Origin of the sequence: Rhizobium sp. TAL182 (genome assembly GCF_002117725.1) — a bacterium.
Classification (GTDB): domain Bacteria; phylum Pseudomonadota; class Alphaproteobacteria; order Rhizobiales; family Rhizobiaceae; genus Rhizobium; species Rhizobium esperanzae.
The window spans coordinates 2,458,362-2,484,339 of record NZ_CP021024.1 but is presented as its reverse complement, the minus strand read 5'-3'; the positions used below and the strand labels follow the sequence as shown (position 1 = coordinate 2,484,339).

Annotated in this window: 31 protein-coding genes and 1 pseudogene; 14 read left to right on the top strand and 18 right to left on the bottom strand. The window is 60.4% G+C overall.

Annotation, left to right across the window (positions count from 1 at the left end; translation table 11 throughout):
• Positions 1-23: 23 nt before the first annotated feature.
• The gene (locus tag Tal182_RS12515) at positions 24-851 is read left to right on the top strand and encodes an inositol monophosphatase (protein ID WP_085859616.1); all 828 of its coding nucleotides are present in this window, start codon (positions 24-26) and stop codon (positions 849-851) included.
• Positions 852-884: 33 nt separating this feature from the next.
• Positions 885-1,709: an inositol monophosphatase family protein gene (locus Tal182_RS12510; protein WP_085859615.1), complete on the top strand. Its 825-nt coding sequence runs from the start codon at positions 885-887 to the stop codon at positions 1,707-1,709.
• Positions 1,710-1,752: 43 nt separating this feature from the next.
• Here Tal182_RS12510 and Tal182_RS12505 read toward each other — a convergent pair whose 3' ends face one another.
• The 5 genes from Tal182_RS12505 to Tal182_RS12485 all read right to left on the bottom strand — a co-directional run bounded on the left by Tal182_RS12505 (position 1,753) and on the right by Tal182_RS12485 (position 5,655).
• Positions 1,753-2,226: a GNAT family N-acetyltransferase gene (locus Tal182_RS12505; protein ID WP_085859614.1), complete on the bottom strand. Its 474-nt coding sequence runs from the start codon at positions 2,224-2,226 to the stop codon at positions 1,753-1,755.
• Positions 2,227-2,260: 34 nt separating this feature from the next.
• Positions 2,261-3,541 carry a multidrug effflux MFS transporter gene (locus Tal182_RS12500; protein WP_085859613.1) on the bottom strand — a complete coding sequence of 427 codons (1,281 nt, stop codon included), beginning with the start codon at positions 3,539-3,541 and terminating at the stop codon, positions 2,261-2,263.
• A gap of 35 nt (positions 3,542-3,576) precedes the next feature.
• Positions 3,577-4,782 carry a multidrug effflux MFS transporter gene (locus Tal182_RS12495; protein ID WP_085860920.1) on the bottom strand — a complete coding sequence of 402 codons (1,206 nt, stop codon included), beginning with the start codon at positions 4,780-4,782 and terminating at the stop codon, positions 3,577-3,579.
• Between the two features lie 137 nt (positions 4,783-4,919).
• Positions 4,920-5,255, bottom strand: coding sequence for a Grx4 family monothiol glutaredoxin (grxD, locus tag Tal182_RS12490; RefSeq protein ID WP_009994514.1), 336 nt, complete (start codon positions 5,253-5,255; stop codon positions 4,920-4,922).
• Positions 5,256-5,424: 169 nt separating this feature from the next.
• Positions 5,425-5,655, bottom strand: a complete 231-nt coding sequence (locus tag Tal182_RS12485) for a hypothetical protein (RefSeq protein WP_085859612.1) — start codon at positions 5,653-5,655, stop codon at positions 5,425-5,427.
• A gap of 164 nt (positions 5,656-5,819) precedes the next feature.
• Here Tal182_RS12485 and Tal182_RS12480 point away from each other — a divergent pair, with 164 nt between their 5' ends.
• A complete protein-coding gene (locus Tal182_RS12480) occupies positions 5,820-7,010 on the top strand; it encodes a hypothetical protein (RefSeq protein WP_085859611.1) in 1,191 nt (396 codons plus the stop codon).
• A 90-nt stretch (positions 7,011-7,100) separates the two neighbouring features.
• On the opposite strand, the gene Tal182_RS12475 is transcribed toward Tal182_RS12480, so the two are convergent.
• Genes Tal182_RS12475 through Tal182_RS12460 form a run of 4 tightly spaced genes read right to left on the bottom strand, consistent with a single transcriptional unit; the run spans position 7,101 to position 10,264 of the window.
• Positions 7,101-7,781 carry a transporter substrate-binding domain-containing protein gene (locus Tal182_RS12475; protein ID WP_085859610.1) on the bottom strand — a complete coding sequence of 227 codons (681 nt, stop codon included), beginning with the start codon at positions 7,779-7,781 and terminating at the stop codon, positions 7,101-7,103.
• A 13-nt stretch (positions 7,782-7,794) separates the two neighbouring features.
• The gene (gene hpaI, locus Tal182_RS12470) at positions 7,795-8,559 is read right to left on the bottom strand and encodes a 4-hydroxy-2-oxoheptanedioate aldolase (RefSeq protein ID WP_064810482.1); all 765 of its coding nucleotides are present in this window, start codon (positions 8,557-8,559) and stop codon (positions 7,795-7,797) included.
• Positions 8,560-8,566: 7 nt separating this feature from the next.
• A complete protein-coding gene (hpaH, locus tag Tal182_RS12465) occupies positions 8,567-9,349 on the bottom strand; it encodes a 2-oxo-hept-4-ene-1,7-dioate hydratase (RefSeq protein WP_085859609.1) in 783 nt (260 codons plus the stop codon).
• A 21-nt stretch (positions 9,350-9,370) separates the two neighbouring features.
• Positions 9,371-10,264 (bottom strand): dioxygenase, encoded by an 894-nt coding sequence (locus Tal182_RS12460; RefSeq protein WP_085859608.1) that lies wholly within the window; start codon positions 10,262-10,264, stop codon positions 9,371-9,373.
• 242 nt (positions 10,265-10,506) lie between these two features.
• Between Tal182_RS12460 and Tal182_RS12455 the strand changes: the two genes are divergently transcribed.
• Genes Tal182_RS12455 through Tal182_RS12410 form a run of 10 tightly spaced genes read left to right on the top strand, consistent with a single transcriptional unit; the run spans position 10,507 to position 17,871 of the window.
• On the top strand, positions 10,507-11,241 hold the full coding sequence (locus tag Tal182_RS12455; RefSeq protein WP_064802900.1) for a GntR family transcriptional regulator: 735 nt from the start codon (positions 10,507-10,509) through the stop codon (positions 11,239-11,241).
• Positions 11,241-12,062 (top strand): sugar phosphate isomerase/epimerase, encoded by an 822-nt coding sequence (locus Tal182_RS12450; protein ID WP_085859607.1) that lies wholly within the window; start codon positions 11,241-11,243, stop codon positions 12,060-12,062. The genes Tal182_RS12455 and Tal182_RS12450 overlap by 1 nt, the downstream gene beginning before the upstream one ends.
• A 47-nt stretch (positions 12,063-12,109) precedes the next feature.
• Entirely contained in the window at positions 12,110-12,778 is a 669-nt protein-coding gene (locus Tal182_RS12445; RefSeq protein WP_064802896.1) for an amino acid ABC transporter permease, read from the top strand.
• A gap of 9 nt (positions 12,779-12,787) precedes the next feature.
• A complete protein-coding gene (locus tag Tal182_RS12440) occupies positions 12,788-13,438 on the top strand; it encodes an amino acid ABC transporter permease (protein ID WP_085859606.1) in 651 nt (216 codons plus the stop codon).
• A gap of 43 nt (positions 13,439-13,481) precedes the next feature.
• The gene (locus tag Tal182_RS12435) at positions 13,482-14,306 is read left to right on the top strand and encodes a transporter substrate-binding domain-containing protein (RefSeq protein ID WP_085859605.1); all 825 of its coding nucleotides are present in this window, start codon (positions 13,482-13,484) and stop codon (positions 14,304-14,306) included.
• A gap of 7 nt (positions 14,307-14,313) precedes the next feature.
• Entirely contained in the window at positions 14,314-15,087 is a 774-nt protein-coding gene (locus tag Tal182_RS12430) for an amino acid ABC transporter ATP-binding protein (RefSeq protein ID WP_064802891.1), read from the top strand.
• An 18-nt stretch (positions 15,088-15,105) separates the two neighbouring features.
• Positions 15,106-15,966: a shikimate dehydrogenase gene (locus Tal182_RS12425; protein WP_064802889.1), complete on the top strand. Its 861-nt coding sequence runs from the start codon at positions 15,106-15,108 to the stop codon at positions 15,964-15,966.
• 15 nt (positions 15,967-15,981) lie between these two features.
• The gene (locus tag Tal182_RS12420) at positions 15,982-16,350 is read left to right on the top strand and encodes a 5-carboxymethyl-2-hydroxymuconate Delta-isomerase (protein ID WP_064802887.1); all 369 of its coding nucleotides are present in this window, start codon (positions 15,982-15,984) and stop codon (positions 16,348-16,350) included.
• Between the two features lie 31 nt (positions 16,351-16,381).
• Positions 16,382-16,831: a type II 3-dehydroquinate dehydratase gene (gene aroQ, locus Tal182_RS12415; RefSeq protein ID WP_064802885.1), complete on the top strand. Its 450-nt coding sequence runs from the start codon at positions 16,382-16,384 to the stop codon at positions 16,829-16,831.
• 2 nt (positions 16,832-16,833) lie between these two features.
• Positions 16,834-17,871, top strand: a complete 1,038-nt coding sequence (locus Tal182_RS12410) for a Gfo/Idh/MocA family oxidoreductase (protein ID WP_064810479.1) — start codon at positions 16,834-16,836, stop codon at positions 17,869-17,871.
• A gap of 173 nt (positions 17,872-18,044) precedes the next feature.
• Here Tal182_RS12410 and Tal182_RS12405 read toward each other — a convergent pair whose 3' ends face one another.
• The 4 genes and pseudogenes from Tal182_RS12405 to Tal182_RS12390 all read right to left on the bottom strand — a co-directional run bounded on the left by Tal182_RS12405 (position 18,045) and on the right by Tal182_RS12390 (position 22,819).
• Positions 18,045-18,278: a BolA family transcriptional regulator gene (locus tag Tal182_RS12405; RefSeq protein WP_011425547.1), complete on the bottom strand. Its 234-nt coding sequence runs from the start codon at positions 18,276-18,278 to the stop codon at positions 18,045-18,047.
• Between the two features lie 19 nt (positions 18,279-18,297).
• Complete coding sequence (gene purL / locus Tal182_RS12400; RefSeq protein WP_085859604.1) at positions 18,298-20,529, bottom strand: phosphoribosylformylglycinamidine synthase subunit PurL; 2,232 nt, start codon at positions 20,527-20,529, stop codon at positions 18,298-18,300.
• 172 nt (positions 20,530-20,701) lie between these two features.
• On the bottom strand, positions 20,702-21,280 hold the full coding sequence (locus Tal182_RS12395) for an acyloxyacyl hydrolase (protein ID WP_085859603.1): 579 nt from the start codon (positions 21,278-21,280) through the stop codon (positions 20,702-20,704).
• 122 nt (positions 21,281-21,402) lie between these two features.
• Positions 21,403-22,819 (bottom strand): annotated as a pseudogene (locus tag Tal182_RS12390) (PLP-dependent aminotransferase family protein).
• Between the two features lie 81 nt (positions 22,820-22,900).
• Here Tal182_RS12390 and Tal182_RS12385 point away from each other — a divergent pair.
• On the top strand, positions 22,901-23,155 hold the full coding sequence (locus tag Tal182_RS12385; protein WP_064802876.1) for a DUF1127 domain-containing protein: 255 nt from the start codon (positions 22,901-22,903) through the stop codon (positions 23,153-23,155).
• Between the two features lie 21 nt (positions 23,156-23,176).
• Here Tal182_RS12385 and Tal182_RS12380 read toward each other — a convergent pair whose 3' ends face one another.
• The 5 genes from Tal182_RS12380 to purC form a co-directional block, all read right to left on the bottom strand.
• The gene (locus Tal182_RS12380) at positions 23,177-23,575 is read right to left on the bottom strand and encodes a hypothetical protein (RefSeq protein WP_064802874.1); all 399 of its coding nucleotides are present in this window, start codon (positions 23,573-23,575) and stop codon (positions 23,177-23,179) included.
• Between the two features lie 90 nt (positions 23,576-23,665).
• Positions 23,666-24,337 carry a phosphoribosylformylglycinamidine synthase subunit PurQ gene (purQ, locus tag Tal182_RS12375; protein WP_085859602.1) on the bottom strand — a complete coding sequence of 224 codons (672 nt, stop codon included), beginning with the start codon at positions 24,335-24,337 and terminating at the stop codon, positions 23,666-23,668.
• Positions 24,334-24,888: an RNA 2'-phosphotransferase gene (locus Tal182_RS12370; RefSeq protein ID WP_064810476.1), complete on the bottom strand. Its 555-nt coding sequence runs from the start codon at positions 24,886-24,888 to the stop codon at positions 24,334-24,336. Before Tal182_RS12370 ends, purQ begins: the two co-directional genes overlap by 4 nt.
• A 48-nt stretch (positions 24,889-24,936) precedes the next feature.
• A complete protein-coding gene (gene purS / locus Tal182_RS12365; protein WP_085859601.1) occupies positions 24,937-25,179 on the bottom strand; it encodes a phosphoribosylformylglycinamidine synthase subunit PurS in 243 nt (80 codons plus the stop codon).
• Positions 25,180-25,194: 15 nt separating this feature from the next.
• Positions 25,195-25,959 (bottom strand): phosphoribosylaminoimidazolesuccinocarboxamide synthase, encoded by a 765-nt coding sequence (purC, locus tag Tal182_RS12360; RefSeq protein ID WP_011425538.1) that lies wholly within the window; start codon positions 25,957-25,959, stop codon positions 25,195-25,197.
• Positions 25,960-25,978 lie beyond the last annotated feature (19 nt).

Here is a 25,978-nt window from a genome sequence, read left to right as displayed (position 1 = left end):
TTGCATGAAGGACAGCAATTCGCATGACTATTTCAGATCAGGATATTCTCTTTCTCGGCGAATGCGTAAAGGAGGCGGCGCGTGCGGAGATCATGCCGCGTTTTCGCAACCTTGGCGACACGGATGTTTCGGAAAAAACCTCGGCAACCGATCTGGTGACGCAGGCGGATCTGCTTGCCGAACACCGGATCACCGCGGCCCTGAAGGCGCGCTTTCCCTCGGCACTCGTCGTCGGCGAGGAAGCCTACGACGCCGATAAATCGGTGGTGCCGGCGCTTGCCGATGCCGAGCTTGCCTTCGTCATCGATCCTGTCGACGGCACGTTCAATTTCGCCGCCGGGCTTCCCGTTTTCGGAACGATGCTTGCGGTTACCGTCAGCGGCGAAACCGTCGCCGGCATCATTCACGATCCCGCTCTCGGCGACACGGTGACGGCGATCAAGGGGGCGGGCGCCTTTCTGATGCGCCGGGATGGACAATCGAGCAGGCTGAGGGTGGCTGAGCCTGCCGCCTTGAACCAGATGGTCGGCGGCATGTCATGGGGCCATATGGAGGAGCCCGATCGCTCGCGCATCTGCGCCAACATGGCAAAGGCGCGGATGACCTTCGCTTTCAACTGCTCGGCCTATGAATATTGGATGGTCGCATCCGGCAAGATGCATTTCATTGGTCATGCGAAGCTGATGCCCTGGGATCACCTGGCCGGCGTGCTCGCGCACCAGGAGGCGGGCGGCCACACGGCGAAATTCGATGGCACACCCTATCGTCCGGGCGAGACGACCGGCGGCATCATTTCTGCGCCTGATAGGGAAAGCTGGCAGCTGATCCGGCGCGAGATTGTCGGCATCTGATATAAGGCCTCGGCCGAAGTGAGAGGATTTGATATGACAACAAGCGTTGACGTGGCCGTTCTTGCCGATCTCTTGCGCCGCGCGGCAAAGGCCGAGATCCTGCCGCGCTTCCGCCGGCTCGGCCGGGATGAAGTGCGCGCCAAGAGCGAAGCGACCGATCTTGTCACCGAGGCCGACGAGCAGGCCGAGCGGATGATCAAGGCGGAAGCGCAACAGCTCTGGCCGGACGCGCTGTTCCTCGGGGAAGAGTCGGTCGCGGCCGACCCGACGCTGCTTGGCAGGCTTGCCGATGCCGATCTCGCGATCGTAGTCGATCCGGTCGACGGAACGTTCAACTTCGCCGCCGGCATCCCGGCCTTCGGCGTCATGGCCTCGGTCATTTCAGGCGGCGAGACCATTGCCGGCATCATCTACGACCCGATGGGCGACGACTGGGTCATGGCAGAGAAGGGCGGTGGTGCCTGGCTGCGCAGACCGGATGGTGAGGCGCAACGACTGCGCGCAGCCGAGCCTGTCGCGCTCGCCCAGATGGTCGGCATGGCTTCCACCGGCTACCTGCCGGTCGAGAAGCGCGCCGAGGTCCTTGGCAATCTCGCCAAGGTGCGCTTCCTCACCAACTACCGCTGTGCTGCTCACGAATACCGTACCCTTGCCGGCGGGCACGTCCATTACCTGATGTACAACAAGCTGATGCCTTGGGACCATCTTGCCGGCACGCTGATCTCGCAGGAGGCCGGCGCCTATGCGGCCCGCTTCGACGGCTCGCCCTATTTACCGCAGCATCTCGATGGCGGACTGCTGATCGCGCCTGACAAGGCATCGTGGGATTCGCTGCGGCGTGAGGTCGTTACCATCTAAACCGATGCGACCGGCCATCGCAAAGCCGGTCGCAAATGACAATTTAGGCGTAGAACTTTTCCATCAGGAAGTTTTCCAGGCCTTGTCCGCGCTTCTCGACGGTTTGCCGGGTTATCACGCGAAATCCTTTGCGTTCAAAGAACGGACGAGCAGTTCTGCTTGCTTCCGTATATATTCGGCGAAATCCCAGCTTGAGAGCTTCTTCTTCGACGCTGCCCAGCAGGCAGGTTGCTACACCGACCCCTTGATAGCCAGGGTGCACGAACATCATGTCGAGGCACCCGTCGCTGGTGAGATCCGAAAAACCCACGGGGTTTCCGGCGATCTCTGCCATCCAGGCCGGCCTGCTTATCCTTCGTTCCGCCCATAGGGCGCGATCCTCCACCTTTGCCCAAGCTTCGATCTCAGCGGCGGAATAGTCTTTTGACGAGACTTCCCGGATGGAGCGTAGAAAAATCTCGATCGTGGCGTCCACGTCACCCGGTACATAAGGCCTGATCAGAATTCGCTCGTTCATCGAGAATGCCTTGAGTTGATCCGGTGCTCCTGCCTCAGAAGTGAGCCGCGCCCGGATCGAGTTGCGGATTGTCACCGGGATGGGTGAAGAGCTTGCCGTTCTCAGCCCACAGCGTGGCTGTGATCGTCACGAGACCGAACAGCGCGAATCCGCCGAAGAGCGGCTGCACCGTGCCGTTGAACATCTGGCCGACCAGACCACCGAGGATGGCGCCGAAGGTCGTCGAGACAAAGCCGGTGATGGCGGTCGCCGTGCCGGCGAGATTGCCCATCGGCTCGAGGCTGATGGCGGTGAAATTGGTGGCGATCACCGCAAACATCATCAGAACGATGGTGAAGATGCTGTAGGCGGTGGCGAAGTCCGGCTTGCCCGCCAAGGCGATGACGAAGCCGAGAGCCGACAGTGCCGTGAAGATCAGCAGCGCGGCGTGCGAGATGCGGCGCATGCCGAATTTGCGGACGAAGAAGCCGTTGGCGAAATTGGCGACGGCAATGCCGCCGGCGGTCGCCGCAAAGGCGATCGGCAGCCAGTCGCCAAGGCCATAGACTTCGCCGAAAACCTGCTGCACGGAAATCACATAGGCGCTGATGACGCCTGTAAACATGGTCAGACCGATCATGTAGCCGCAGGTGATGCGGTTGGTGAGCACGGTCTTGAAGCCGTCTGCGACAGAGCCGACCGACAGCGGCAGGCGTTCTGCCGGGGGCAGCGATTCCTTCAGCCGCAGAAGAGCCCAGACGAACAGGATGCTGGCGACTGCGCCGAGCAGGATGAAGATCCAGTGCCAGTTGGCATAGAGGATAATGAGCTGGCCGACAGAAGGGGCAACGATCGGCACGATCATGAAGACGATCATGACATAGGACATGACGCGGGCCATTTCGCGGCCACCGAAGCAGTCGCGGACGATGGCCATGGTGGTGATGCGCACGGCCGCGCCGCCCACGCCTTGAATGAAGCGCATGAGGAGCAGCATTTCGAGGCTGCCGGTTGCTGCAGCGGCAAACATCGCGACTACATAGCAGGCAAGGCCGCCAAGCAGGATGTTGCGGCGGCCGAAGGTGTCGGAAAGGCTGCCGAAGAATATCTGCGAGACGCCGAAGCCGAGGAAGAACACGCCGATGATAAGCTGGGCGTCGTTGGTGTTGGTGACGCCGAGGGAATGGCCGATATTAGGCAATGCCGGCAGCATGCTGTCGATTGCCATGGCAATGCTGGCGGTCATGATGGCGATGGTGACGACGAATTCGCCGAAGCCCATGCCGATGCGGCGGGAACCCTGGTTTTCCTGGTGCGGTTTATGCGGCGGCGTCATGCGGTGAAATCCTGGATGCGGAAGGGACCGGCCGCTCAAACGGCCGGATTGTGCTGATGGAAGAGGCGGCCCTTTTCGGCGATCAGCACGAAGATGAGCCCGATGATCGAGACGATGAAATAACCGGCGACCATCGGCAGCGCCGTGCCGTCGAAGGCCTGGCCGATGCCGGCGCCGATAAGGGCGCCGCCGACCGTGCTCATGAAGCCGAGAACGGAGGAGGCGGTACCGGCGACGTGTCCGAGCGGCTCCATGGCAAGCGAATTGAAGTTCGAGCCGATCCAGCCGAACTGGAACATGGCAAGGCCGAAGAAGGAGATGAACAGCGCAAACGGCATCGGCTCGGAGCTTGCCATCTGGACGATCAGCCAGATGGTGTTGATGGCGATGAAGCCGAGGAGCGAGCCGTGTGACAGGCGGCGCATGCCGAGTTTGCCGACAAAACGGGAATTGAAGAAGGACGACAATGACATGAAGATCGCCACGCCGGCAAAGGCGAACGGAAAATAGACGCCGAGGCCGTAGATGCCGACATAGATCTGCTGGGCGGAATTGATGAAGCCGAACAGCGCGCCGAAGATGAAGGTGCTGGCGATGGTGTAGCAGAGCGCCACGCGGTTGGTCAGCACCAGCTTGAAGGCGCCGAAGATCGAGCGGGCGGTGAAGGGGCGGACATTCTGCGGATGCAGGGTTTCCGGCAGGCGGACATAGGCCCAGACGCCGATCGCCGTTGCCATTGTGGCGATGAAGAGAAAGATCAGGTGCCAGTTGCCGAAGAACATGACGACCTGGCCGGTGCCGGGCGCAATCACCGGCACGATCATGAACACCATCATGATGAGCGACATGACCTCCGCCATCTGCCGGCCGCCATAGATGTCGCGGACGATGGAGATGGTGATGACGCGGGTGGCGGCCGAGCCGACGCCCTGGACGAAGCGCAGCACCAGCAGGTCGGCGAAGGAGGGAACGAAAACGATTCCGATGGCGGACGTGATATAGACGACGAGGCCGATCAACAGCGGCGTGCGGCGGCCGAAACGGTCGGAGAGCGGACCGTAGAACAGCTGGGCGCAGCCGAAACCGAGCAGATAAGAGGAGACGACGAACTGCCGGTGATTCTCGCTTTCGACGCCGAGGCTCGCGCCGATCTGCTGCAGCGCCGGAAGCATGATGTCGATGGCAAGCGAGTTGATGGCCATCAGGAAGGCGGCAAGCGCGATGAACTCACGCTTGCCCATGGGCAGGCGGCCCGCGGACACGGCTTGTGATGAATCTGTCACAATGAAATTCCCATAAACAGGCCAAGGCGCTGCTCACCGCAGCGCCTCGGACTCGAGAAACAGATTTGGAAACCGGGCGGACGTCCGGTGACCGGTCAGGCGGCGCCGCGAACGGTGACGCCGTTTTCCTGGAGATGCTGCTGCAGTTCACCGGCCTGGAACATTTCCCGGACGATGTCACAACCGCCGATGAATTCGCCCTTTACGTAGAGCTGCGGGATCGTCGGCCAGTTGGAATAATCCTTGATGCCCTGGCGGATTTCCGAATCGGCGAGCACATTGATGCCCTTGTAGTCGACGCCGATGTAATCGAGAATCTGCACGACCTGGCCGGAGAACCCGCACTGCGGAAACTGCGGCGTGCCCTTCATGAAGAGGACGACGTCGTTGCTCTTGATTTCGTTGTCGATGAATTCGTGAATGCCGCTCATGGGATCTGATCCTTTCAACAGGCGAGTTAAAGGCCCGCCGTTTCAATCGTTTCCCTTAGATAGCATGTGACAGCAGGAATTCCAGCCGCCCGAGCCAAAAAAAGACCATCTGGTCAGACCACTTTGCGATTGTTGCTGTCGCGTTACGGTGGGAAGTTTGCCTCGCGTCTCAGACGCGACGCTGACGGCTGCGGCCTGCGGCGGTGCGGAGCTTGCTGACCTGTTTGCGGGCGGGCTTGCGCTTGGCCGTAGCCGTCTTCCTGACAGCCGTCGTCGTCGCGCCGGGGCGCGCCTTGCGCCTCTTGCGTTTCGTCGAGACGCGACCTGTGGTTTTCTTCAGGATTTCCTTCAGCACGCTGTCGACGACACCCGATATCAATTCTTTTACAAGATCGGCCACAAAACCCCTCCGTTTGCGGTGAAAACGACGTGCCTGCTATTGAATTCCGGATGAGTTCGGTTAGCAAGACGGCTTCGAAATGATACCTGCTTTTTCGCGATATCGGCGGTCAGCAGGTGGTTTGCAGCAATATGCCGGCTATTTGCCCCGGCCGGAACAGCGGAATGACATTGATAAAGAAGCGGGTCGTCCTGCATTTCCCGGGCTTCGAGCCGCTCGACGGCCTTGCCCATAGGGCGCGGTACGAACGCTCTGCCAGACAGAGTGCTGCCGTCTGGGGCTACTCCGTCGAAATCGGCGTGCCGGAGGCGGGAAGCGATCCTCTCAGCTTCGAGGTCACGACGGGCAGCGCGGGAGCCCGCGAAACGGCGCCTGCGGCGGAGACCGGTTCCGCCGGCTGGCGGACGAAGAGCCGGATCCATATGGTTGATCACGACATGTTCGTGCGTCGGCTGCGCGGCCGCAACACACTGAGCCGGATCATTGCAGGCTTTCGGAGCTGCGCCGAGATCATGCTGGAAGGTGGCATGCGGGGATATTTCAGGCATGCGTGGCGTTTCGGCCTGTTCTTCCTCTTTCCGTTCCTGCTGACGGCGCTGGCGATCGCGCTGACGGCCGAGATCGTCTTCCTGCCCTATAGTCTCGGCTTCTCCGCCTGGCACGTGCTCTGGAGTGGGTCACTGGCGCTCTGCTTCTTCATCTTCGCCTTCCTGCCTTTTTCCGAGCGTTTCCATACGCTGCATCTTTTTGCCGATTGGGAAATGGCAGTGGCGCTCGGCCGTATGGATCGGGCCGACTTCAACGACTGGCTGGAAGAGCGGGCGACTGCGGTGCGCAAGGCGCTCGCCGAGGAGGCGGACGAGTACGTGATCTCCTCGCACAGCATGGGATCGAGCGTCGCCGCCCATGTCATCGGCATACTGCTTGAAAGGGAGCCGGGGATCTTCGCGGGCAAGCGAGTGGTATTCGCCACACTCGGCAGCGCCGTTCTGCAATGCGCCTTGCTGTCATCGGCAACAATGCTTCGCGCCCGCGTTGGCCTGATCGCCCGCTGTCCGGAGATCTCCTGGCTTGACGTGCAATGCCTGACGGATTCGATCAATTTCTACAAGGTGCCGGTCGTTGCCGTCTCCGGCCATGCAGATGCGCCGCCGGCAAAGATCCTTCTTATCCGCGTCAAGCAGATGCTGACGAGCGAACATTACCGGAAGATCCGCAAGGACCAACTGCGGGTCCATCGGCAATATGTGCTCGGCCCAGATCTCAAGGCGCCCTTTGATTTCACCCTGATGACGTCAGGACCGATGCCGGCCTCGGTCTTTGCCTCTCCGGAGCAGAATAAGCTGCCGGCTTGAAGGCTGGGCTCCAGCGGTGTTGGCTGGTTACGATATTGCCGTTCTGATCCCGCCAAGGCCAGCACGCGCCCAAGAGCCGAGGACGTTACTTTACGGCGCTCCAGCGCTTGCATTCAGACGGTGTACGAAATCCGCAAAGAAGGCTGAGGCATGAATGGCTCTTCGGTGCACGGCGATCGTCTGGGGAATTTCAGAGAACGCTCCCTCCACCAGCCTGAAGCCGGAAATTCGCTCCGAACTCTGAACGAGGAATTCGGTCAATCCCGCAGCCGCGTCGCATTGCGACCCGATAAGGAGATCGATGGCAGCTGCCGGGCTGTCCGTATGCGAGACAGTCGCCTTTTCAAGAATACGCTCGAGCTGCTTCGTATAGGCGGCGCTTCTTGCGGAGGCTATCCGCAGTCCTTCAGCATCGACGTCTCCGACCGTTCGAAGCGCTGAGTCCTCCGGCACCAAATAGGTCGCTCTGACGGAGATGTAGGGAGGTGAAAAGGAGAACCGGTCGGCTCTCGATGCATCCGAGGCAATAAAAGCAATGTCCCACTCGCCGCGGTCCGCAGCGGCGAGGATGTCGGCGGCCGAGCTGTACTGAATCAGCGAGAGGCCGCGATCCAGTTGCTCGGCAATTTTGTGACCGATCCGAGCGCTTGGACCGACCAAGGTGCCCGCCTGATCGTCCCACTGGACCAACGCTGTATTCGACATGTTGACGGCGGCCCGGATCACACCCGCGGGCGCTATCTCGGACAGAACTTTCTTCCGCGTCGACATCGGCGCGAACTCCCTAAGATGCAAACCGTGCTGCGAGCGCCTCCGATCCTCTCGCAAGGAGGGCGACGTCTACGCCAACGGCGGTGAACAACGTCCCGAGCGAAATGCAGCGGGCTGCAAACGTCTCGTCCGGCGTGAGGATGCCTGCCGGTTTTCCAAGAATTTTCAGGCGTCCGATCGCGTCTTCAATGGCCGCGACCACCTCGGGATGCCCCGGTTGGCCGGGATGACCGAAACTGGCCGCCAGGTCGGCGGGGCCAATGAACACGCCGTCGACGCCTTCGACCGCTGCGATGGCCTCTAGCTGACCGAGTGCCTCTCGGGTCTCGATCTGCAGAAGCAGGCAGATCTCCTGTTCGGCAATTCGCGCGTAGTTCGGCACGCGCCCGAAGCGGGTGGCGCGCGTTAGAGCGGAGACCCCGCGGACCCCGTGCGGCGGATACCGTATGGCGGCGACCGCCGCCTTCGCTTCCTCTTCGTTCTGAACATAGGGAACGAGGAGCGTTTGGACGCCGATATCCAGAAAGCGCTTGATCAACACGGGATCGTTAAATGCCGGGCGTACGACCGGGGAAACGTCGTAAGGCGCGACCGCCTGCAATTGCGGTAGGACGGTGAGGACGTCGCTCGGAGAGTGCTCTGTATCGAACAGCACCCAATCGAAGCCCGACGGCGCGACGATTTCTGCCGCGTAGCTTCCGGGAAGGCCGCACCAGAGACCGATCTGGCTTTTGCCGGCTCTCAGTTTCCGTTTGAAGTGATTGACGGGAAGTTCCATCGGCGCCTCACACAAACGAGACGCCGATGGAGCCGACCGGACCATAGTCGGCTTGGATGACATCGCCCTTGACGATGTCCACAGGGCGGGTGAACGAGCCGGCAAGCACGATCTGGCCCTTCTTCAAGCCGCCTCCGACGGAATGGAGCTTGTTCACGAGCCAGGCGATACCCGCGGCCGGATGCCCCATTATAGCGGCGGAAACACCTGATTCTTCGATGATGCCGTTTTTCGAAAGTGTCGCGCCGACCCAGCGGATGTCGATATCCATCGGCCGGATGATACGGCCGCCCACGACAATCGCTCCAAAGGCGGCGTTGTCGGCGATCGTGTCGGTGATCGCTCTGGGCACCTCGGTTCGGTAGTCGATAATCTCAAGCGCAGGAACGACGAATTCAGTCGCGCGCATGACATCATAGATCCGAGCGCTTGGTCCCTCGAGATCTTCGCCCATTACGAAGGCGAGTTCGACTTCGAGGCGAGGCTTGATGAAGAGATCCGCCCTGATCTGCGCTCCGTCGTTATAGAGGGCGTCGTCGAGAATCACGCCGTAGTCGGGCTCGGTCATTTTCGAGGCCATCTGCATCGCCCGCGACGTCAGTCCGATTTTATGACCCGCGATCCGCGCGCCCTTTGCAATCCGGGCCTGCGCCCAGAGTGCTTGGATCTCGTAAGCGTCTTCGAGTTCCAAATTCGGATATGTCCTGCTCGGCTGGACGATGGGCTTGCGTTCGGTTTCTGCCTTCAGCAGTGCGTCGGCTGCCGCCTGGCGTTCCTTTTGCGTAATCATGATTTGGCTCTGCTTGTTTCGTTATTTGATCGGGGGACGCGGCAGGATGGCCTCGCCTGGCTCCATGACGTAGGTGTAGTCGAGCGAGAACCACGGGCCAGTGACGTCCGCGTCGGACGGGTGCGGCTCATCATGACGGACAAAGTCGCCTGTCAAAGCCGCGGTGACGCCGAACTGCACATCGGAATCAATGTTCGGATCGCTCGGGTCGAAGACCTGGGAAATGAGGGTTTTGTATCCCTCTTTGAAGATCAGGGCGTGCAGATGCGCAGGTCGGTAAGGGTGGCGACCTTGCGCCTGGAGAAGCCGACCGGCGACTCCGTCGACAGGGATGGGATAGCCCACCATCTTGACCGTTCTAAACCAGAATCGACCCTCGTCGTCCGTAGTGAACTTGCCGCGCAGGTTCATTTCCGCCTGATCAGGATCCTGGTTCTCGTAAAGGCCGACAGGCGAGGCGTGCCATACGTCGATCTCGGCGCCTTGGATGGGCTTGCCTCCTCGATCAACCACCTTCGCGTGGACAAACAGGGGTGTTCCCGGCGTTTCCGACCGGATGATGGTTCCGCCGTTTTCCACCCGTGGAGAGTTGAGCCGCCAGAACGGCCCGAGTAGCGACTGTGAAGTCTCGGTCTGCCCGTTGTCGCCGTTGTTGAGCAGGCACACAAGGGACGAGACGCCAAGCGATCCGGCGATGAGCACGAATTCGTTGTGGCTGTCGGTCTGCAGCTGGCCAATTTCGTTGAGGATGGCGGTCGCTTCGCGAAACTCGACTTCCGACAGCCTGACTTCCCGCACGAATGCGTGGAGGTGCTTCACCATTGCAACGAGTATATCCCGCAACCGTGGATCTTCCGTGCGGTTCATCACGGCGAGGACGGCCGGCGTCAACTCGCTTTCCGTTCTTATTGCCATAAGGCTACCTCCCAATGAGGTTCGACTATCAAAATAATCGATTATTTGTCAAGCTGTCACTATGCGCTCAATGCTGGCTGCCAATGAAAGCATGGCCAGAAGGATGCCGTAAGCATTGGAAATGACGTGATTAAAAGGCTTCTGAAGGCGAGAGATGGGAAGCTCGACACTTTTCTAAGTTGACATAAATAATCGTTTATTATACCGATAATCGAAACTTGCGCTAGATTGCTGGAGGAAGAATGGACACGGCCGACGACAGCTCTCTTGGGCCGTTAACAGAAGATGTGCCGTCAACCGGCTTTCTCGACGATGGTAAGAACACCATCGGCAGCCAGCTCGCATCGCGCCTTCGGGAGGCGATCATCTCCGGTGAGCTGGAAGCGGGCAGCAAGATCAATCTCGACAAGGCGCGGAAGACTTTCAACGTCAGCCTGAGCCCGTTGCGGGAGGGCTTGGCCCGGCTCATTTCAGACGGCCTGGTCGAGTTTCAGGACAACAGAGGCTATCGCGTCGCCCCGATCTCGCTGGCTAATCTGGAAGAGGTCACGAGCCTGCGCGAGGAGCTCGAGGTTTTTGCGCTGCGTGAATCCATGCGTCTTGGCGACGTCGAATGGGAGGGCAACATTATGCGTGCGCTTCATCGTCTAAACCGCTCGGAGCGCGACGCTGCGCGTCCCGAAACGCTGGAGCAATGGGAGGCGCTTCACCGCGAATTCCACCTCACCTTGATCTCGGGCTGTGGCAAACCTCTGCTACTTCACTTCTGCAGTCTTCTGCTGAATCTCAACGACCGATATCGCCGCGTCTTCTTGATCCGTACGTCGGGGGACCGCAATGTAGGGCAGGAGCACAGCGAGATTGCCCAGGGAGCGGTCGCGCGTGATGTCGACTATGCCTGCGAGAAGCTCCGCCAGCACATCCATCGCACCGGCACCAATCTGCGCAACCATCTCGCGGCGAAGGGGATCGCGTGATGGCCGCCGTAACATCGAAATCGGCGCCACTGATTGGCGTCGCGCACTTCTCAGCGATATTGCTGTCTCCCATAGAATTTGCGAAGGCCGCTGCGTGCGCGGGATTTTCCAGGGTCGGGCTCAGACTGAATCCGGCGTTCCCTGGTGCGCCCTACTACGAGTTGCCTGTCGGTGGTTCGGCTGCGCGCGAGCTGAAAACCGTGCTTGCCGGTGAAGGCATCGAGGTTTTCGATATCGAGTTCTTCGTAATCGACCCCTCGTTCGACGCGTCGTCGGTGGAGGCGACAGTCGCTGCGGCTGCGAACATTGGAGCACGCCGGCTCAGTGTCTGCGGAGATGATCCTGATCAAGCCAGATTGGCATCGAACTTCTCGGATCTCTGCGGCCTTGCGGACCGCTACGGCTTGGCTGTCGATATCGAGAACATGGGTTGGCGGGTGATTAAAACCTTTCAGGACAGCGTCAATCTTGTGAAGGCGAGCGGTGCCCGCAATGCCGGCGCCCTCGTCGACGGAGTACATTTCTTCAGGAATGGCGGTACGCTCGCCTCGCTCCGAACCGAGATTGGCAGGGTAAGGCACGTTCAGTTGTGCGATGTCACTGGACCAGCGCCGGTGACACCAGAGGAGATGATCACTGAAGCTAGAGGCGGGCGGTTCGCACCGGGGGAGGGTGAATTGCCATTGAAGGAACTCGTTGCAGCGGTCGATAGCTCCGCGGCGATCTCGGTGGAAGTCCCACTCGCAGGGTCTGCCCCGCCTGAGACGCATTTGAAACATCTGTACGACAGGGCCGAAGAATTATTCGGGCCGGATCGCTGATCGGCGCCGGCAAGGCGTGAGCCGCGCCGGAGGGAGGAAGTCAACATATGGGCTATACGTTCGATTTTGGTGCGGTCTTCGACCGCGCCCCGGAATTGTTTTGGGGTTCGCTTGGGACGCTCGGTCTCGCGGTTGCCGGAATGATCCTTGCGCTCACGATCGGTATTCTCGGCGTCGCTGCAAGAACGTCCAAGAACAAACTTGTCCGAGCTCCGGTAATTGCCTTTATCGAGATCGTTCGAAACACACCGTTCCTGGTGCAGATATTCTTTATCTACTTCGCCCTTCCGCTTATGGGCATCCGTCTAAACCCTACAGCTACTGCCATCATCGCGCTGGGGATCAATGGCGGCGCCTATGCGATTGAGATCATTCGAGGCGGCGTGGAAAGCGTGAGCAAGGGGCAGGTCGAGGCAGGCTTTGCGTTGGGGTTGCATAAGGCCGATGTCTTCCGGCTGATCGTTTTGAAGCCGGCTCTGCGGGCGATCTATCCGTCCCTGACCAGCCAGTTCGTGATGCTGACCTTGACGACTTCGGTCTGCACTTCAATCGCCGCCTACGAGCTGACCTCGGCGGCGCAGCGGATCGAATCCGACACCTTCCGAAGCTTCGAGGTCTATTTCAGCGTGACCGCAATCTACCTGGTCATCTCGAGCCTGATGATGGGCATCTTCGCCCTTATCTCCCGTTCCTACTTCAACTACCCGACCCGATAGGAGGCGTTCATGGGTCCCATCGGCGAAAACGAGCTGTTCTTCCTCTTGCAGGGTCTGAAGTGGACTGTGCTGCTGGCCATCATCGGCTTCCTCGGCGGAGGCATATTCGGAATCCTGATCGCTCTGGTGCGCACGTCGCAGAACCGTGTCGCACGCTTCGTATCGTCGGGCTACATAGCGCTCTTCCAGGGCACGCCGCTCCTGATGCAGCTTTTCGTCGTCTACTACGGCGTCGCGCTTTTGGGCGTCGACGTCAATGCATGGATCGCTGTGGCCATAGCGTTCACCCTGCATGCGAGCGCTTTCCTGGGCGAGATCTGGCGCGGCTCGATTGAGGCCGTTCCGAAGGGACAGACCGAAGCCGCGAACGCGCTCGGGCTGCATTACGTCTCTCGATTGAAGGACATTGTCCTACCACAGGCGCTGAAGATTTCGATGCCTGCAACCATCGGATTTCTCGTTCAGCTCATCAAGGGCACATCGCTCGCAGCAATCGTCGGCTTCATCGAGCTGACCCGTGCCGGACAGATCATTTCGAACCAGACCTACCGCCCGCTGCTCGTCTTTGGGATCGTCGGAATAGTCTATTTCATCATTTGTTGGCCTCTCTCCCACATCGGGAGCGGCCTCGAAAAACGGATGGCAAAAGCTGCCCGCTAACCTTGCTTCGCTCGAAGCAAAGACCACAGAGGAGGAGAATGGAATGTATAGCAATCGCAGACAATTTCTTGGAATGGCCCTGGCTACGGCCGCCTTCGCCACGGTAGGCGCTGCTGCGGCTTCCGCGGCGACCGTCGAGGAGATCAAGGCCAAGGGCACGATCGTCGTCGGCATTCAGGGCGACAACGCGCCATGGGGCTTCGTCAACACGAGCGGCAAGCAGGACGGGTTCGATGCCGATGTCGCGACACTCTTCGCTAGGGAACTCGGAGTTAAGGTCGAGTTCCAGCCGCTCGCTGTCGCCAACCGCATTCCGGCCCTGACCACCGGCAAGGTCGACATCCTGTTCGCCACCATGGCCATGACGGAAGAGCGCGCCAAATCGATCCAGTACAGCAAGCCATACGCGGCGAACACGATCTCACTTTATGCGGCAAGGGCCGATACCGCAAAAACGCCTGCCGATGTAGCCGGCTGGGAAATCGGCGTGCCGAAGTCCAGCTCGCAGGACAAGGCTATTACCGACGCGATGGGATCAACGGCGACCGTCCGCCGTTTCGACGACGACGCCGCAACCATTCAGGCGCTGGTCTCCGGACAGGTCAAGGCCGTCGGAGGCAACATGTTCTACGGACAGCGGCTCGATGCCGCCAGCGCCGGCACCTACGAGCGCAAGATCGACTTTCTGACGACTTACAATGGCGTTGGAACGCGACTGGGCGAGAAGGACTGGAACGAGGCCGTCAATGCCTTTCTCGACAAGATCAAGGCTAATGGCGAACTTGCAGCCATCACCAAGAAGTGGATGAAGATCGATCTGCCGACGTTCCCGGAATCCATCCCCAACATTCCGTTCACCGTTAAGTAAAGCATACATGGAGGGCGCCGTGCTCAGTTCCGCTAATGATCAGTCGACATTGATATCTCTAAATCAGGTGGAGAAGTGGTACGGCTCCTTCCATGCGCTGAAAAACATCAGCCTGTCGGTTCGCAAAGGTGAGAAGATCGTCCTTTGCGGACCTTCGGGTTCCGGCAAGTCGACGTTGATCCGCTGCATCAACGCTCTCGAGCTGATCCAGGAAGGCAGGATCATCGTCGAGGGGCAGTTGCTCGACGGCACAAGTAAGGCGGTTGATGCCATTCGGCGTGAAGTCGGGATGGTGTTCCAGAACTTCAATTTGTTCCCGCACATGACCGTTCTGCAGAACTGCGCGCTTGCACCTATGAGGGTCCGCGGAACCAGCCGGGCCGACGCCGAGAGGCTGGCGAGAAAATACCTCGAACGAGTTCGAATCCTTGATCAGGCGGAGAAATATCCCGCGCAGCTCAGCGGAGGGCAGCAACAGCGTGTCGCCATTGCCCGGGCGCTCTGCATGGAACCCAAGGCGATGCTGTTCGACGAACCCACATCGGCGCTCGATCCGGAAATGGTCAAGGAAGTGCTGGACACGATGATCGGACTCGCACGCGACGGCATGACCATGATCTGCGTCACCCACGAAATGGGCTTCGCCCGTCAGGTTGCAGACAGGGTCATCTTCATGGCCTCCGGCGAGATCATAGAGGAGGCCGAGCCCGAGGTCTTCTTCAAGTCTCCGAAGCATGAGCGCACCAAGGCTTTCCTTGGCGAGATCCTCGCACATCACTGAGCCGATTGGGTTTTTGAGATGAACAATAACAAATTCCTCGTCGGTCTCATCGGAGCCGACATCCAGATGTCGAAGTCACCCGCCCTGCACGAAATCGAGGCGCGGCACCTGAAGCTGGATTACCATTATGAACTCGTCGATTTCGCCGAGCGCAGTTTACCCGCTTCTGCGCTGCCTGAATTGCTCGTAGAGCTCGAAGACCGCGGATTCGCGGGAAGCAACATCACGCACCCCTGCAAGCAGACGGTCATCGCTCATCTTACCAGCCTGTCGGAGGACGCCGAGATGCTCGGAGCGGTCAACACGGTTGTGCTTCGGGACGGAAAGCGGATCGGGCACAATACGGACTGGTATGGCTTCTACAAGAATTTCGAGCGCGGCATGCCCGGTGTCGCCAAAACGCATGCCGTCCTGCTCGGAGCCGGCGGCGCAGGGGTGGCGGTCGCGCACGCGGCAATTAAGCTCGGTATCGAGATGCTCTCGATCTTCGACCAGGACACAAATCGCGCCGCCGCGCTTGCCGATCAGCTCAACCGGCGCTTTTCAAGAACCTGCGCGCAGCCGGTCAGGGAAGTCGGTGCGGCGCTCGCTTCGGCCGATGGGCTGATTCACGCGACGCCGACGGGCATGCGAAGTCATCCGGGTCTCCCGATCGAACCGGAATGGCTTCACCCACGTCACTGGGTCGCCGATATCGTCTACATGCCGCTCGTGACGGAACTTTTGGCCCTGGCAGAGAAGAAGGGGTGCAGGACCTTGCCGGGCGGCGGCATGACCGTGTTCCAGGCCGCGGCTGCCTTTGAACTATTCACGTGTGTAAAACCGGATGCGGAACGCATGTCGCGTCACTTCGAAGAATTGTGCCGAGCTCCAGCCTGACCGGGAGGACATGCCTTGCCGCACATTATCATCGACTACAGCCGAGGTGCTGCCGAACGGGTAGCGATCGACGAATTGACCAGAGCGGTCCATCATCGAGTGCGCGACGGAGGCCTGGTGAAACCCACAGCCGTGCGGACGTTTGCCAGGGAGGCGACCTTCTCCTGCGTCGGCGACGAGCATCCGGACAATCACTTCATCCAGATAATCGTGCGCATGGCGCCTGGCCGGCCGGCAGAAACGAAGCGGCGGCTGTTGAAGGCGGTCCTCGAAGCCGCGTGCGATGTAGCGGCCCCCGCGCTGCAAGCGGGCCGGCTGGGGCTGCGGGCAGATCTTTACGAATCCGATCCGGACTTCGCATTCCAGCAAATAGCGTTCGCCTGAGCCTGGCAACGCCCTCACAAGGACAATTACAATGAGCTTGATCTACGTTCTCAATGGCCCAAACCTCAATTTGCTCGGCAAGCGTCAGCCTCACATCTATGGTCACGAGACGCTGGCCGACGTCGAAGCAGACTGCCGGAAACTGGCCTCGGAACTCGGCCACGAGATCCGTTTCCACCAGAGCAACCGTGAATATGAAATCATCGACTGGATCCACGAAGCGCGCGAAGACGGAGCCGGCATCGTCATCAATCCGGCCGCATTCACGCACACGTCGCTGGCAATTCTCGACGCCTTGAACACATTCGAAGGTCCCGTCATCGAGATCCATATCTCCAACGTGCATAAGCGTGAAAGCTTCCGTCATCATTCTTTCGTTTCCCACCGCGCCGATGGAGTCATCGCCGGTCTTGGTACGGAGGGCTATCAGCTCGGAATCCGCCGAGTCGCGACGATGCTCAAGGTGCCGAAGAAGGAGTGACAATGGCTCCCGCAGTCAGACTGGCGGTCCTCGGAGCGGGGCTTATCGGAAGGCGTCACATCAAACACGTGCTGGACGAACCGATGGCAGAGCTTATCGCTATCGTCGATCCGACCCCGGCTGGAGAGGCGATCGCAAGCGAGGTCGGCACCAAATGGTTTTCGAGCTTCGCTGAACTGGTCGCCGCGGGGCGCCCCGACGGCGTCATCATCGCGACGCCCAACCAGATCCATGTCAGAAACGGCTTTGAGGCCGTAGAGGCCGGCATCCCGGCCTTGATCGAGAAGCCAATCGCCGACGATATTGCCGCTGGCGAGAAGCTTGTTCAGATAGCCGAGGCCAAAGGCGTTCCGCTGCTGACCGGACATCATCGCCGACATAATCCGATGATGCAAAGGGCTAAACAGATTATCGAAAGCGGAGAGCTCGGGCGAATACTGGTCGTAAATGCCATGTTCTGGCTATTCAAACCGGAGGAATACTTCGACACTTCCTGGCGGCGCGAACGCGGCGCGGGACCAGTCTTTCTCAATCTGATCCACGACATCGACAACCTTCGTTACCTGTTTGGAGATATCGCTGCCGTCCAGGCATGCGAATCCAATGCAGTTCGCGGAAACGCCGTTGAGGAGACCGCAGTGATCCTCATCGAGTTCAAGAACGGAATTCTCGGCACTGCTTCCGTTTCGGATTGCGTCGTCGCCCCATGGAGTTGGGAAATGACGACCGGCGAAAATCCCGCCTATCCTAAAACTGGGGAGGCCTGCTACATGATCGGCGGCACCCGCGGGTCGCTGTCGGTGCCGTCACTCGAAATGTGGAGCAATCCCAGCAAGCGGAGTTGGACGGAACCATTCGAATGCAATCGCGCCGAAGTCGAGAATGAAGACCCGCTCATCTTGCAGATACGCCAGCTTTGCAGGGTCATCAGAGGCGAAGAAGCGCCGCTGGTCAGCGGACGTGAGGGACTAGAAACCTTGAAGGTTATCGATGCCGTGAAGCGATCCGCCGCAGCGGGCAAGCGTATCAGCCTGACCTAAATGGTTGCGCGCCAGCTCAAGGCGGTCGCAACTGTTTGACGTAGGGTGCATACGAGTTCGGGCACCTTTGTCATCCAGAACCGCTTTGCAGAGAACCAAAGACCCGGCAGGAAGGAATGCTTCCACCCGGGTCTTGTTTCATTTCAAAGCTTCAACCGGGCGAAGCCGGCATATCAATCCGGCGCGGAGGTCTGCAGAGCGAGAGCGTGCAATAGGCCACCCATATTGCCCTTCAGCGCCTCGTAGACCATCTGGTGCTGCTGCACGCGGCTCTTGCCGCGGAAGGCTTCGGCGACGACTTCGGCGGCGTAGTGATCGCCGTCGCCCGCCAGATCGCGGATCGTCACCTTGGCACCGGGAATCCCAGCCTTGATCATGTCTTCGATATCGCCGGGTTTCATGGCCATGATCGTTACTCCTTGCGCATCATTCCGCGGCAAGTTCGCCGCGGCCTTCCATGAAATCAGGGAACCACGATTCATGGGCATCGCGCAATTGCTGAATCGGCAGTGAAATAAGATCGCCGACATCAAGTGTATCGCCCCCGACCGTGCCGAGGCGACGGAAGGGAACGCCAGCGCCTTCCGCATTGACGCAGACGAAATCGGCGACATCGGCCGGCACAGTCAGCACGTAACGGGCCTGATCTTCGCCGAAGAGCAGCGCATGCGCAGCACCCTTGCCTTCGGCGAGATCGATCTGAATGCCCTTGTCCGAGGCCATGGCCATTTCGGCAAGGGCAACGGCCAGGCCGCCCGAGGAAATGTCGTGGCAGGCGGTCGCCTGGCCGTTGCGGATGACGGAGCGGACGAAATCGCCGTTGCGGCGCTCGGCGAAGAGATCGACTTCCGGCGCCGGACCCTCGCGGCTGAAAAGGACATCGCGGAGGTAAATGGACTGGCCGAGGTGGCTGCCGTCGACGCCGATCATGATCACCTTGTCGCCGACATTGGCGCTGCCGATGCGGACCATCTTGCGCCAGTCCGGCAGCAGGCCGACGCCTGCAATCGTCGGCGTCGGCAGGATGGCGACGCCATTGGTCTCGTTGTAGAGCGAGACGTTACCGGAGACGATCGGGAAATCGAGCGCGCGGCATGCTTCGCCGATGCCCTTCACTGCCTGAACGAACTGGCCCATGATTTCGGGCTTTTCGGGGTTGCCGAAGTTGAGATTGTCGGTGGCGGCAAGCGGCTCGGCGCCTGTCGCAGTGATGTTGCGCCAGCATTCAGCCACCGCCTGCTTGCCGCCCTCGAAGGGATCGGCCTCGACATAACGCGGCGTCACGTCGGAGGAGAAGGCAAGCGCCTTGCTCTTGTGGCCATCGACGCGCACGACGCCGGCGTCGCCACCGGGGAGCTGCAGAGAATTGCCCTGGATCAGTGTGTCATACTGTTCGTAGACCCAGCGGCGGCTCGACTGATTGGCGGAGCCGACGAGCTGGAGCAGCGCCTGGCCGTAATCCTTGGGGGCGGCGACGAGATTAGCGGGCAGGGGCGCCGGCTTGCCGGATTCACGCCAAGGGCGGTCATATTCAGGCGCCTGGTCGCCGAGATCCTTGATCGGCAGGTTGGCGACTTCTTCGCCCTGATGCATGACGCGGAAGCGCAGATCATCGGTCGTCCTGCCGACGATGGCGAAATCGAGGCCCCATTTGACGAAGATCGCCTTGGCCTGCTCTTCCTTTTCCGGCTGCAGCACCATGAGCATGCGCTCCTGGCTTTCCGACAGCATCATCTCATAGGCGGTCATCCGCTCTTCACGGACCGGTACCTTGTCGAGTTCCAGCAGAATGCCGAGATCGCCCTTGGCGCCCATTTCGACGGCCGAGCAGGTGAGCCCGGCCGCACCCATGTCCTGAATGGCGATTACGGCGCCGGTCTGCATCAGCTCGAGGCAGGCTTCGAGCAGGCATTTCTCGGTGAAGGGGTCGCCGACCTGAACGGTCGGGCGCTTTTCCTCGATCGATTCGTCGAATTCGGCCGATGCCATGGTCGCGCCGCCGACGCCGTCGCGGCCGGTCTTGGCGCCGAGATAGACGACCGGGAGGCCGACGCCCTTGGCTTCGGACAGGAAGATGGCGTTCGATTTCGCGATGCCGGCGGCAAAGGCGTTGACGAGGATATTGCCGTTATAACGCGCATCGAACTCGACTTCGCCACCGACCGTGGGAACGCCAAAGGAATTGCCGTAACCGCCGACGCCGGAGACGACGCCGGAGACGAGATGGCGGGTCTTCGGGTGATCCGGCTCACCGAAGCGCAGCGCGTTCATCGCGGCGATCGGCCGGGCGCCCATGGTGAAGACGTCGCGAAGGATGCCGCCGACGCCGGTCGCAGCACCCTGATACGGTTCGATGTAGGAGGGGTGATTGTGGCTCTCCATCTTGAAAACCACGCAATCGCCGTCATCGATATCGACGACGCCGGCATTCTCGCCGGGCCCCTGGATGACCCGCGGCCCCTTGGTCGGCAGCGTGCGCAGCCATTTCTTCGAGGACTTGTAGGAGCAGTGCTCGTTCCACATGGCCGAGAAGATGCCGAGCTCGGTGAAAGTCGGCTCGCGGCCGATCAGATCCAGAATGCGCTGGTACTCGTCCGGCTTCAAGCCGTGGTTTGCGATGAGTTCCGACGTGATCGGGATGGTGTTTGGAATGGTCATGAGCGGAAAGTCCCTGGCGCGTTTTGCGCTGTCTTTAGCTTATGTAGCGGCGGCGCGCGACAGAAAAAAACCACCGTCAACACAGTGAACTGATCCCCGAAGTTGGACACCCAACTTCGGGGTTCAGTTTACAGGGCGGGCAGGCTTTTGTTCTCGTGAAGGCGGCAATCGCTCAGAACTTGTAGCCGATCTGGATGCCGGCGCGCGTCATACCGTCGTTCGGGCCGTCGCAGAGATCGGCATGAGAGGAGTGGGCGATCTGGGCCATCACGTTCCAATTGCGAGTGAAACGGTAGCCGGCGCCGACATATTCGTGGAACAGAACGCGACAGCCGAGTTCCGGGCCGTCATCATTGTCGTCCAACTCGCCGGTATGGATGACGCCGCCGAATCCGGCTTCGGCAAAGAGCTTCTCGCTGAGATCGACCGTCCAGGTGAAGCCCGTGAAGAATTGCGTTGCTTCACCCGAGGTGCCGATCGAGGTGCCGAGATGGACGCGGGGATGCAACAGCTGTTGCTGCCAGCCGACGGCCTCCTCATATCCGAAAGGATCGAAGAGAGCGGTAATCTCCGGAAAAACGCCATCTTCCCCGGCACGACCCGATTGCACCGAGGCGGAGGCCCCGAAACGCAATTCATCGAATATCTGCTCGCCGGCATTGGCCGAACCCGCCATCGAAGTGACGGCTACGGCCGCCACGGATGCCAGCCCCAAGAAGCGTAACGCGATCTTTCCGAACTCGACCCTCATCTGCCGTCCTTTGATTCGCACCAAGCGGGAATAACAAAGAGGTAGCACGGGGGTCGGAGCGGTAAAGCGCTCTCGTCAGGCGTGTGCGTTTTTTCGGAATTATGGCGTGTATTTGCAACAGGTCATATTTCGCCGTCATAGGCGGAACCGCCATTTTCCAGCAGCCGGCGCAGGATCATCAGGCCTGCGGTCAATTCCTGGCCCGTTTTGGGTGAGGAGAAGCCGATGCGAATGCGGTAGTAGGTTTTCTCGCCGCGGGCCGCCTTAAACTCGTCTTCGTCATCGACCAGCACGCCGTCGCGAAAGGCGGCATTCTTGAAGGTGCCGGACATCCAGGGCTCCGGCAGTTTCAGCCAGAGGAAGGGCGCATGCGGGTGCGACGCGAAGTCGAAACCCTGCAGATGCTCGCGGGCGAGGTGGGCACGCCGGGAGAGTTCCCCGATAACTTCCTGGCGGATCTCGTGCGCCCGGCCGCTTTCGACCAGGCGGGCACAGGTCTCTGCCAGGATGAAAGGCAGGCCGCCGGTGACCATCCTGTGCGTTACCTTGATGCGCTGGGCAAAATGCGGCGGGCAGGCGACCCAGCCGCCGCGCACGCCGGCGGCGACCGATTTCGACAGGCCGTTGACCAGGAAGGTGCGGTCGGGCGCAAGCGCGGCGATGAGCGGCGTCTCATCGTCGGCCATGCCGCCGTAGAGGTCGTCCTCGATCAGCCAGACGCTGTGCTTTCTGGCAATTGCGGCAATTGCCGCGCGCCGCTCGTGGGGCATGATCGTCACTGTCGGATTATGCACGGTCGGCATCAGGAAGGCGATCTTCGGATGCTGCTGCTGGCAGAGCCGTTCGAAATCGTCGGGAATGACGCCGAATTCGTCGGAATCGACCGTCACCGTACGGCGGCCGAGAAGGCGGGCGCTGCGGCTGACCTGGGTATAGGTCAGATTTTCGAAGACGATCTTGTCGCCCGGCGCCGAGACAGCGGCAATAACGGCAACCGCCGCGGCATGGGCCCCGAGCGTCGGTACGATGTTTTCGACCTCCGGTGTCCAGCCGCTGCGGGCAAGCCAGCGGCGGCCTGCGTCGAACCAGTTCCGCGGAAAGCTACGGGAATAGGAGGAAATCTCGGTGAGATGCTGTTCGCCGATCTCGGCGAGGATGGCTGAGATGATCTTGCCCTGGCCGAGATCGGGGGCGGCTGTCGTATCGAAACGGATCTTGTCGGCGGGCGCGTCCTGAAAGCGAGTGCCGCCAAGCGAGACGGCCAGTGCATCGGTTTGTTCGCCGGGCGGCGTCTCGGCGCGGTTCAGCACGTAGGTGCCGCGGCCGACCTCGCCGGCAACCAGGCCGCGCTCGTGCACCAGCGCATAGGCGCGGCCGATCGTGCCGATCGTCACCCCGATATCATAGGCAAGATTACGCTGCGGCGGCAATTTGCTGCCGGCGGGCAGGGCGCCGCTCGCAATGGGATTCGATGCTGTCGGCAAGCCGGAGATAGACCGGCCCGGAGCCGCGGGAAAGATCAGGAAGCCAATTTGTCATGGTGACAATTGCTTATATTGTCACTGTGTGCCTGTCAAGATTAAGAGTCAATTCCACGGATGAGCCGAAAGGATTCCTGGAATGTCTGCATTGCCCGAAATCAATACGCCAATTGTGCCGATTGTCTCTTATGAGGACAGGCGCGTCATTCTTCCCAGCCCGCCTGCCGAGGCGACGATGCCTCTGGGACGGATCTGGGCCGCCATTCGTCTCTGGCATCAGAAGCGGGAGGGACGGCGCGCGCTCAGGGAGCTTACGGCGGCAGGGCTCAAGGATATCGGGGTATCGCAGTCCGAAGCCGCACGCGAAATCGGCAAGTCATTTTTCTGGGACTGATGCTGCGGGTGAGCGCGGCGATCAATTGCAGGCTCTATTGCCGCCGGACCAACGATTGACGTCGGCGGCGATGCGGCCGGCGACGGGGTCCGACATCATCGGACCAAAGGCCTGCAGACGGGCAGGGCTTCCCTCGGCCTGGACGACGAGCAGCGGCCGGCTTTCCGGGCTGGCCTTGTGGACGAGCAGGATGCGCGGCCGACCGGAGAAGGAATTGAGCTCCGGAGCGAGCTTATAGGCTGCAAAGGCCGGATCGCCCGATTTGAACCAGCAGGCATTGGCGCCGAGCGCTACGCGCTCCATCGTCGGCAACGCCGCCCGGTTTGGACCTGCTGCCGGTGCCGGTGATTGGCAGGCGGCGACAATGTTTGCCAGAGCAGTCAACAAGGCGGCGTTTGCGACGGAGAGGCGGGGACGCATTGATCTTGCTCCAGTGATCCGGATGAAGGTCTTCTCGGCTGCACGCCGTTGCCCGCGGTAGGCCCGCGGGCGGCATGGCTGAGGTGGGGGTCAGGCGGCGACGACGTCGAGCGCCGAGGCGAAGAGGCCCCGGCCATCCGAACCGCCATGGGCGGCCTCGATCAGGTTTTCGGGATGCGGCATCATGCCGAGCACATTGCTTTTTTCGTTCATCACGCCGGCAATGTCGTTGATCGAACCGTTCGGATTGGTGCCCTCGGCATAACGGAACAGCACCTGACCATTGCCCTCGATCTTCGCCAGCGTCGCTTCGTCGGCAAAATAATTGCCGTCGTGGTGGGCGACAGGGCAACGGATGACCTGCCCTTGCGCGTAGGCGCGGGTGAAATCCGTCTCGGCATTGACGACTTCGAGCTTGATCTCGCGGCAGACGAATTTCAGCGAGGCGTTACGCATCAGCGCGCCCGGCAGCAGGCCGGCTTCGACGAGGATCTGGAAGCCGTTGCAGACGCCGAGCACCTTCACGCCCTTCGCAGCCTTGTCGATGATCGCCTGCATGACCGGCATGCGGGCGGCGATCGCGCCGCAGCGCAGATAATCGCCATAGGAAAAGCCGCCGGGGATGACGATCAGGTCAACGTCGGGGATTTCCGTCTCCGTCTGCCAGATCGTCACCGGTTGGTGACCCGTGATCTTGGTGAGAGCGGCGATCATGTCGCGATCGCGGTTGAGGCCCGGAAGTTGAACGACGGCTGATTTCATAGAGTCCCCGCATTTCGCGAAAGATATTGGACTGGAACGCTCTCGGCGAGCCATACTCCATTGTCCGCGACAAAGAAAGAATGGCCTTCTGAAAACATGGCGGCTGCGTCGACACGCAGAATGATATAGTCGCCCTTGCGGCGCACGGCGACAATTTTCGCCGTATCGATGTCGGCCGATAGATGGACGTGGTGCCGCTCCATCTTCTTCAGGCCTTCGCGCTCGATCGACGGCCAGTTCGTGAGTGACGTGCCGTGAAAGAGAACTGCCGGCGGTTCAACCGGGGTCAATGCCAGGTCGACCTCGACACTGTGGCCCTGATTGGCGCGGATCCTGTTATCGACAAGCGTGAAGCGTTTCTTCGGACTGTTGTCGATCACCTCGAGGATATCGGCGCGGGAGACGCCGTATTTCGACGTCAGCACCTTTTCGAGATCATCGAACGATACCCAACCCTCGGCATCAAGCGTCAAGCCTGCGGCATCCGGCGCATGGCGCAAAACATAGCTCATGAATTTCGAGACTTCCGTCTCCAGCTTTGCCTTCAGCATGACGCTCAATCCATAAGACCCGTCGGATGACGAGCAGGTCTGCAATGGTCAGTCGATCGCGATCGCGTAATTCTCGATGACCGTGTTGGCGAGCAGTTTTTCGCACATCGCCTTGAGGTCTGCCTCGGCCACGGCCTTGTCGGCGCCTTCGAGCTCCAGGTCGAAGACCTTGCCTTGCCTTACATGGCCGACGCCCGAAAAGCCGAGGGCGCCGAGCGCGCCTTCGATGGCCTTGCCCTGCGGATCGAGAACGCCGTTTTTCAGCGTGACGGTGACACGAGCCTTGATCACTTTGTCTTTCCTGCCTTACTTGACGAGAACCGGGCCGGTGCCGCGCACAGGCTCGTTTTCATTGATGATGCCGAGACGGCGTGCGACTTCGGAATAGGCTTCGAGCAAGCCGCCGAGATCGCGGCGGAAGCGGTCCTTGTCCATCTTCTCGCGGGTTTCGATATCCCAGAGCCGGCAGCTGTCGGGCGAGATTTCGTCCGCGAGGATGATCCGCATCATGTCGCCTTCGAAGAGGCGGCCGCATTCGATCTTGAAATCGACAAGCTGGATGCCGACGCCGAGGAAGAGGCCGGTCATGAAATCGTTGACGCGGATGGCGAGCGCCATGATGTCGTCGAGCTCGGCCGGATTGGCCCAGCCGAAGGCGGTGATGTGCTCTTCGGAGACCATCGGATCGTCGAGGGCGTCGGACTTGTAATAGAACTCGATGATCGAGCGGGGCAACACGACGCCTTCCTCGATGCCGAGGCGCTTGGCGAGAGAACCGGCGGCGACATTGCGCACGACGATCTCCAGCGGGATCATCTCCACTTCCCTGATCAGCTGCTCGCGCATGTTGAGCCGGCGGATGAAATGGGTGGGGATGCCGATCTTGTTCAGATGGCTGAAGATATATTCGGAAATGCGGTTGTTGAGAACGCCCTTGCCGTCGATGACTTCGTGTTTCTTCTTGTTGAAGGCGGTGGCATCGTCCTTGAAGAACTGGATCAAAGTGCCCGGCTCCGGGCCCTCATACAGAATCTTTGCCTTGCCCTCGTAGATACGGCGGCGACGGTTCATCTTGGTCATTCTCTGTTGT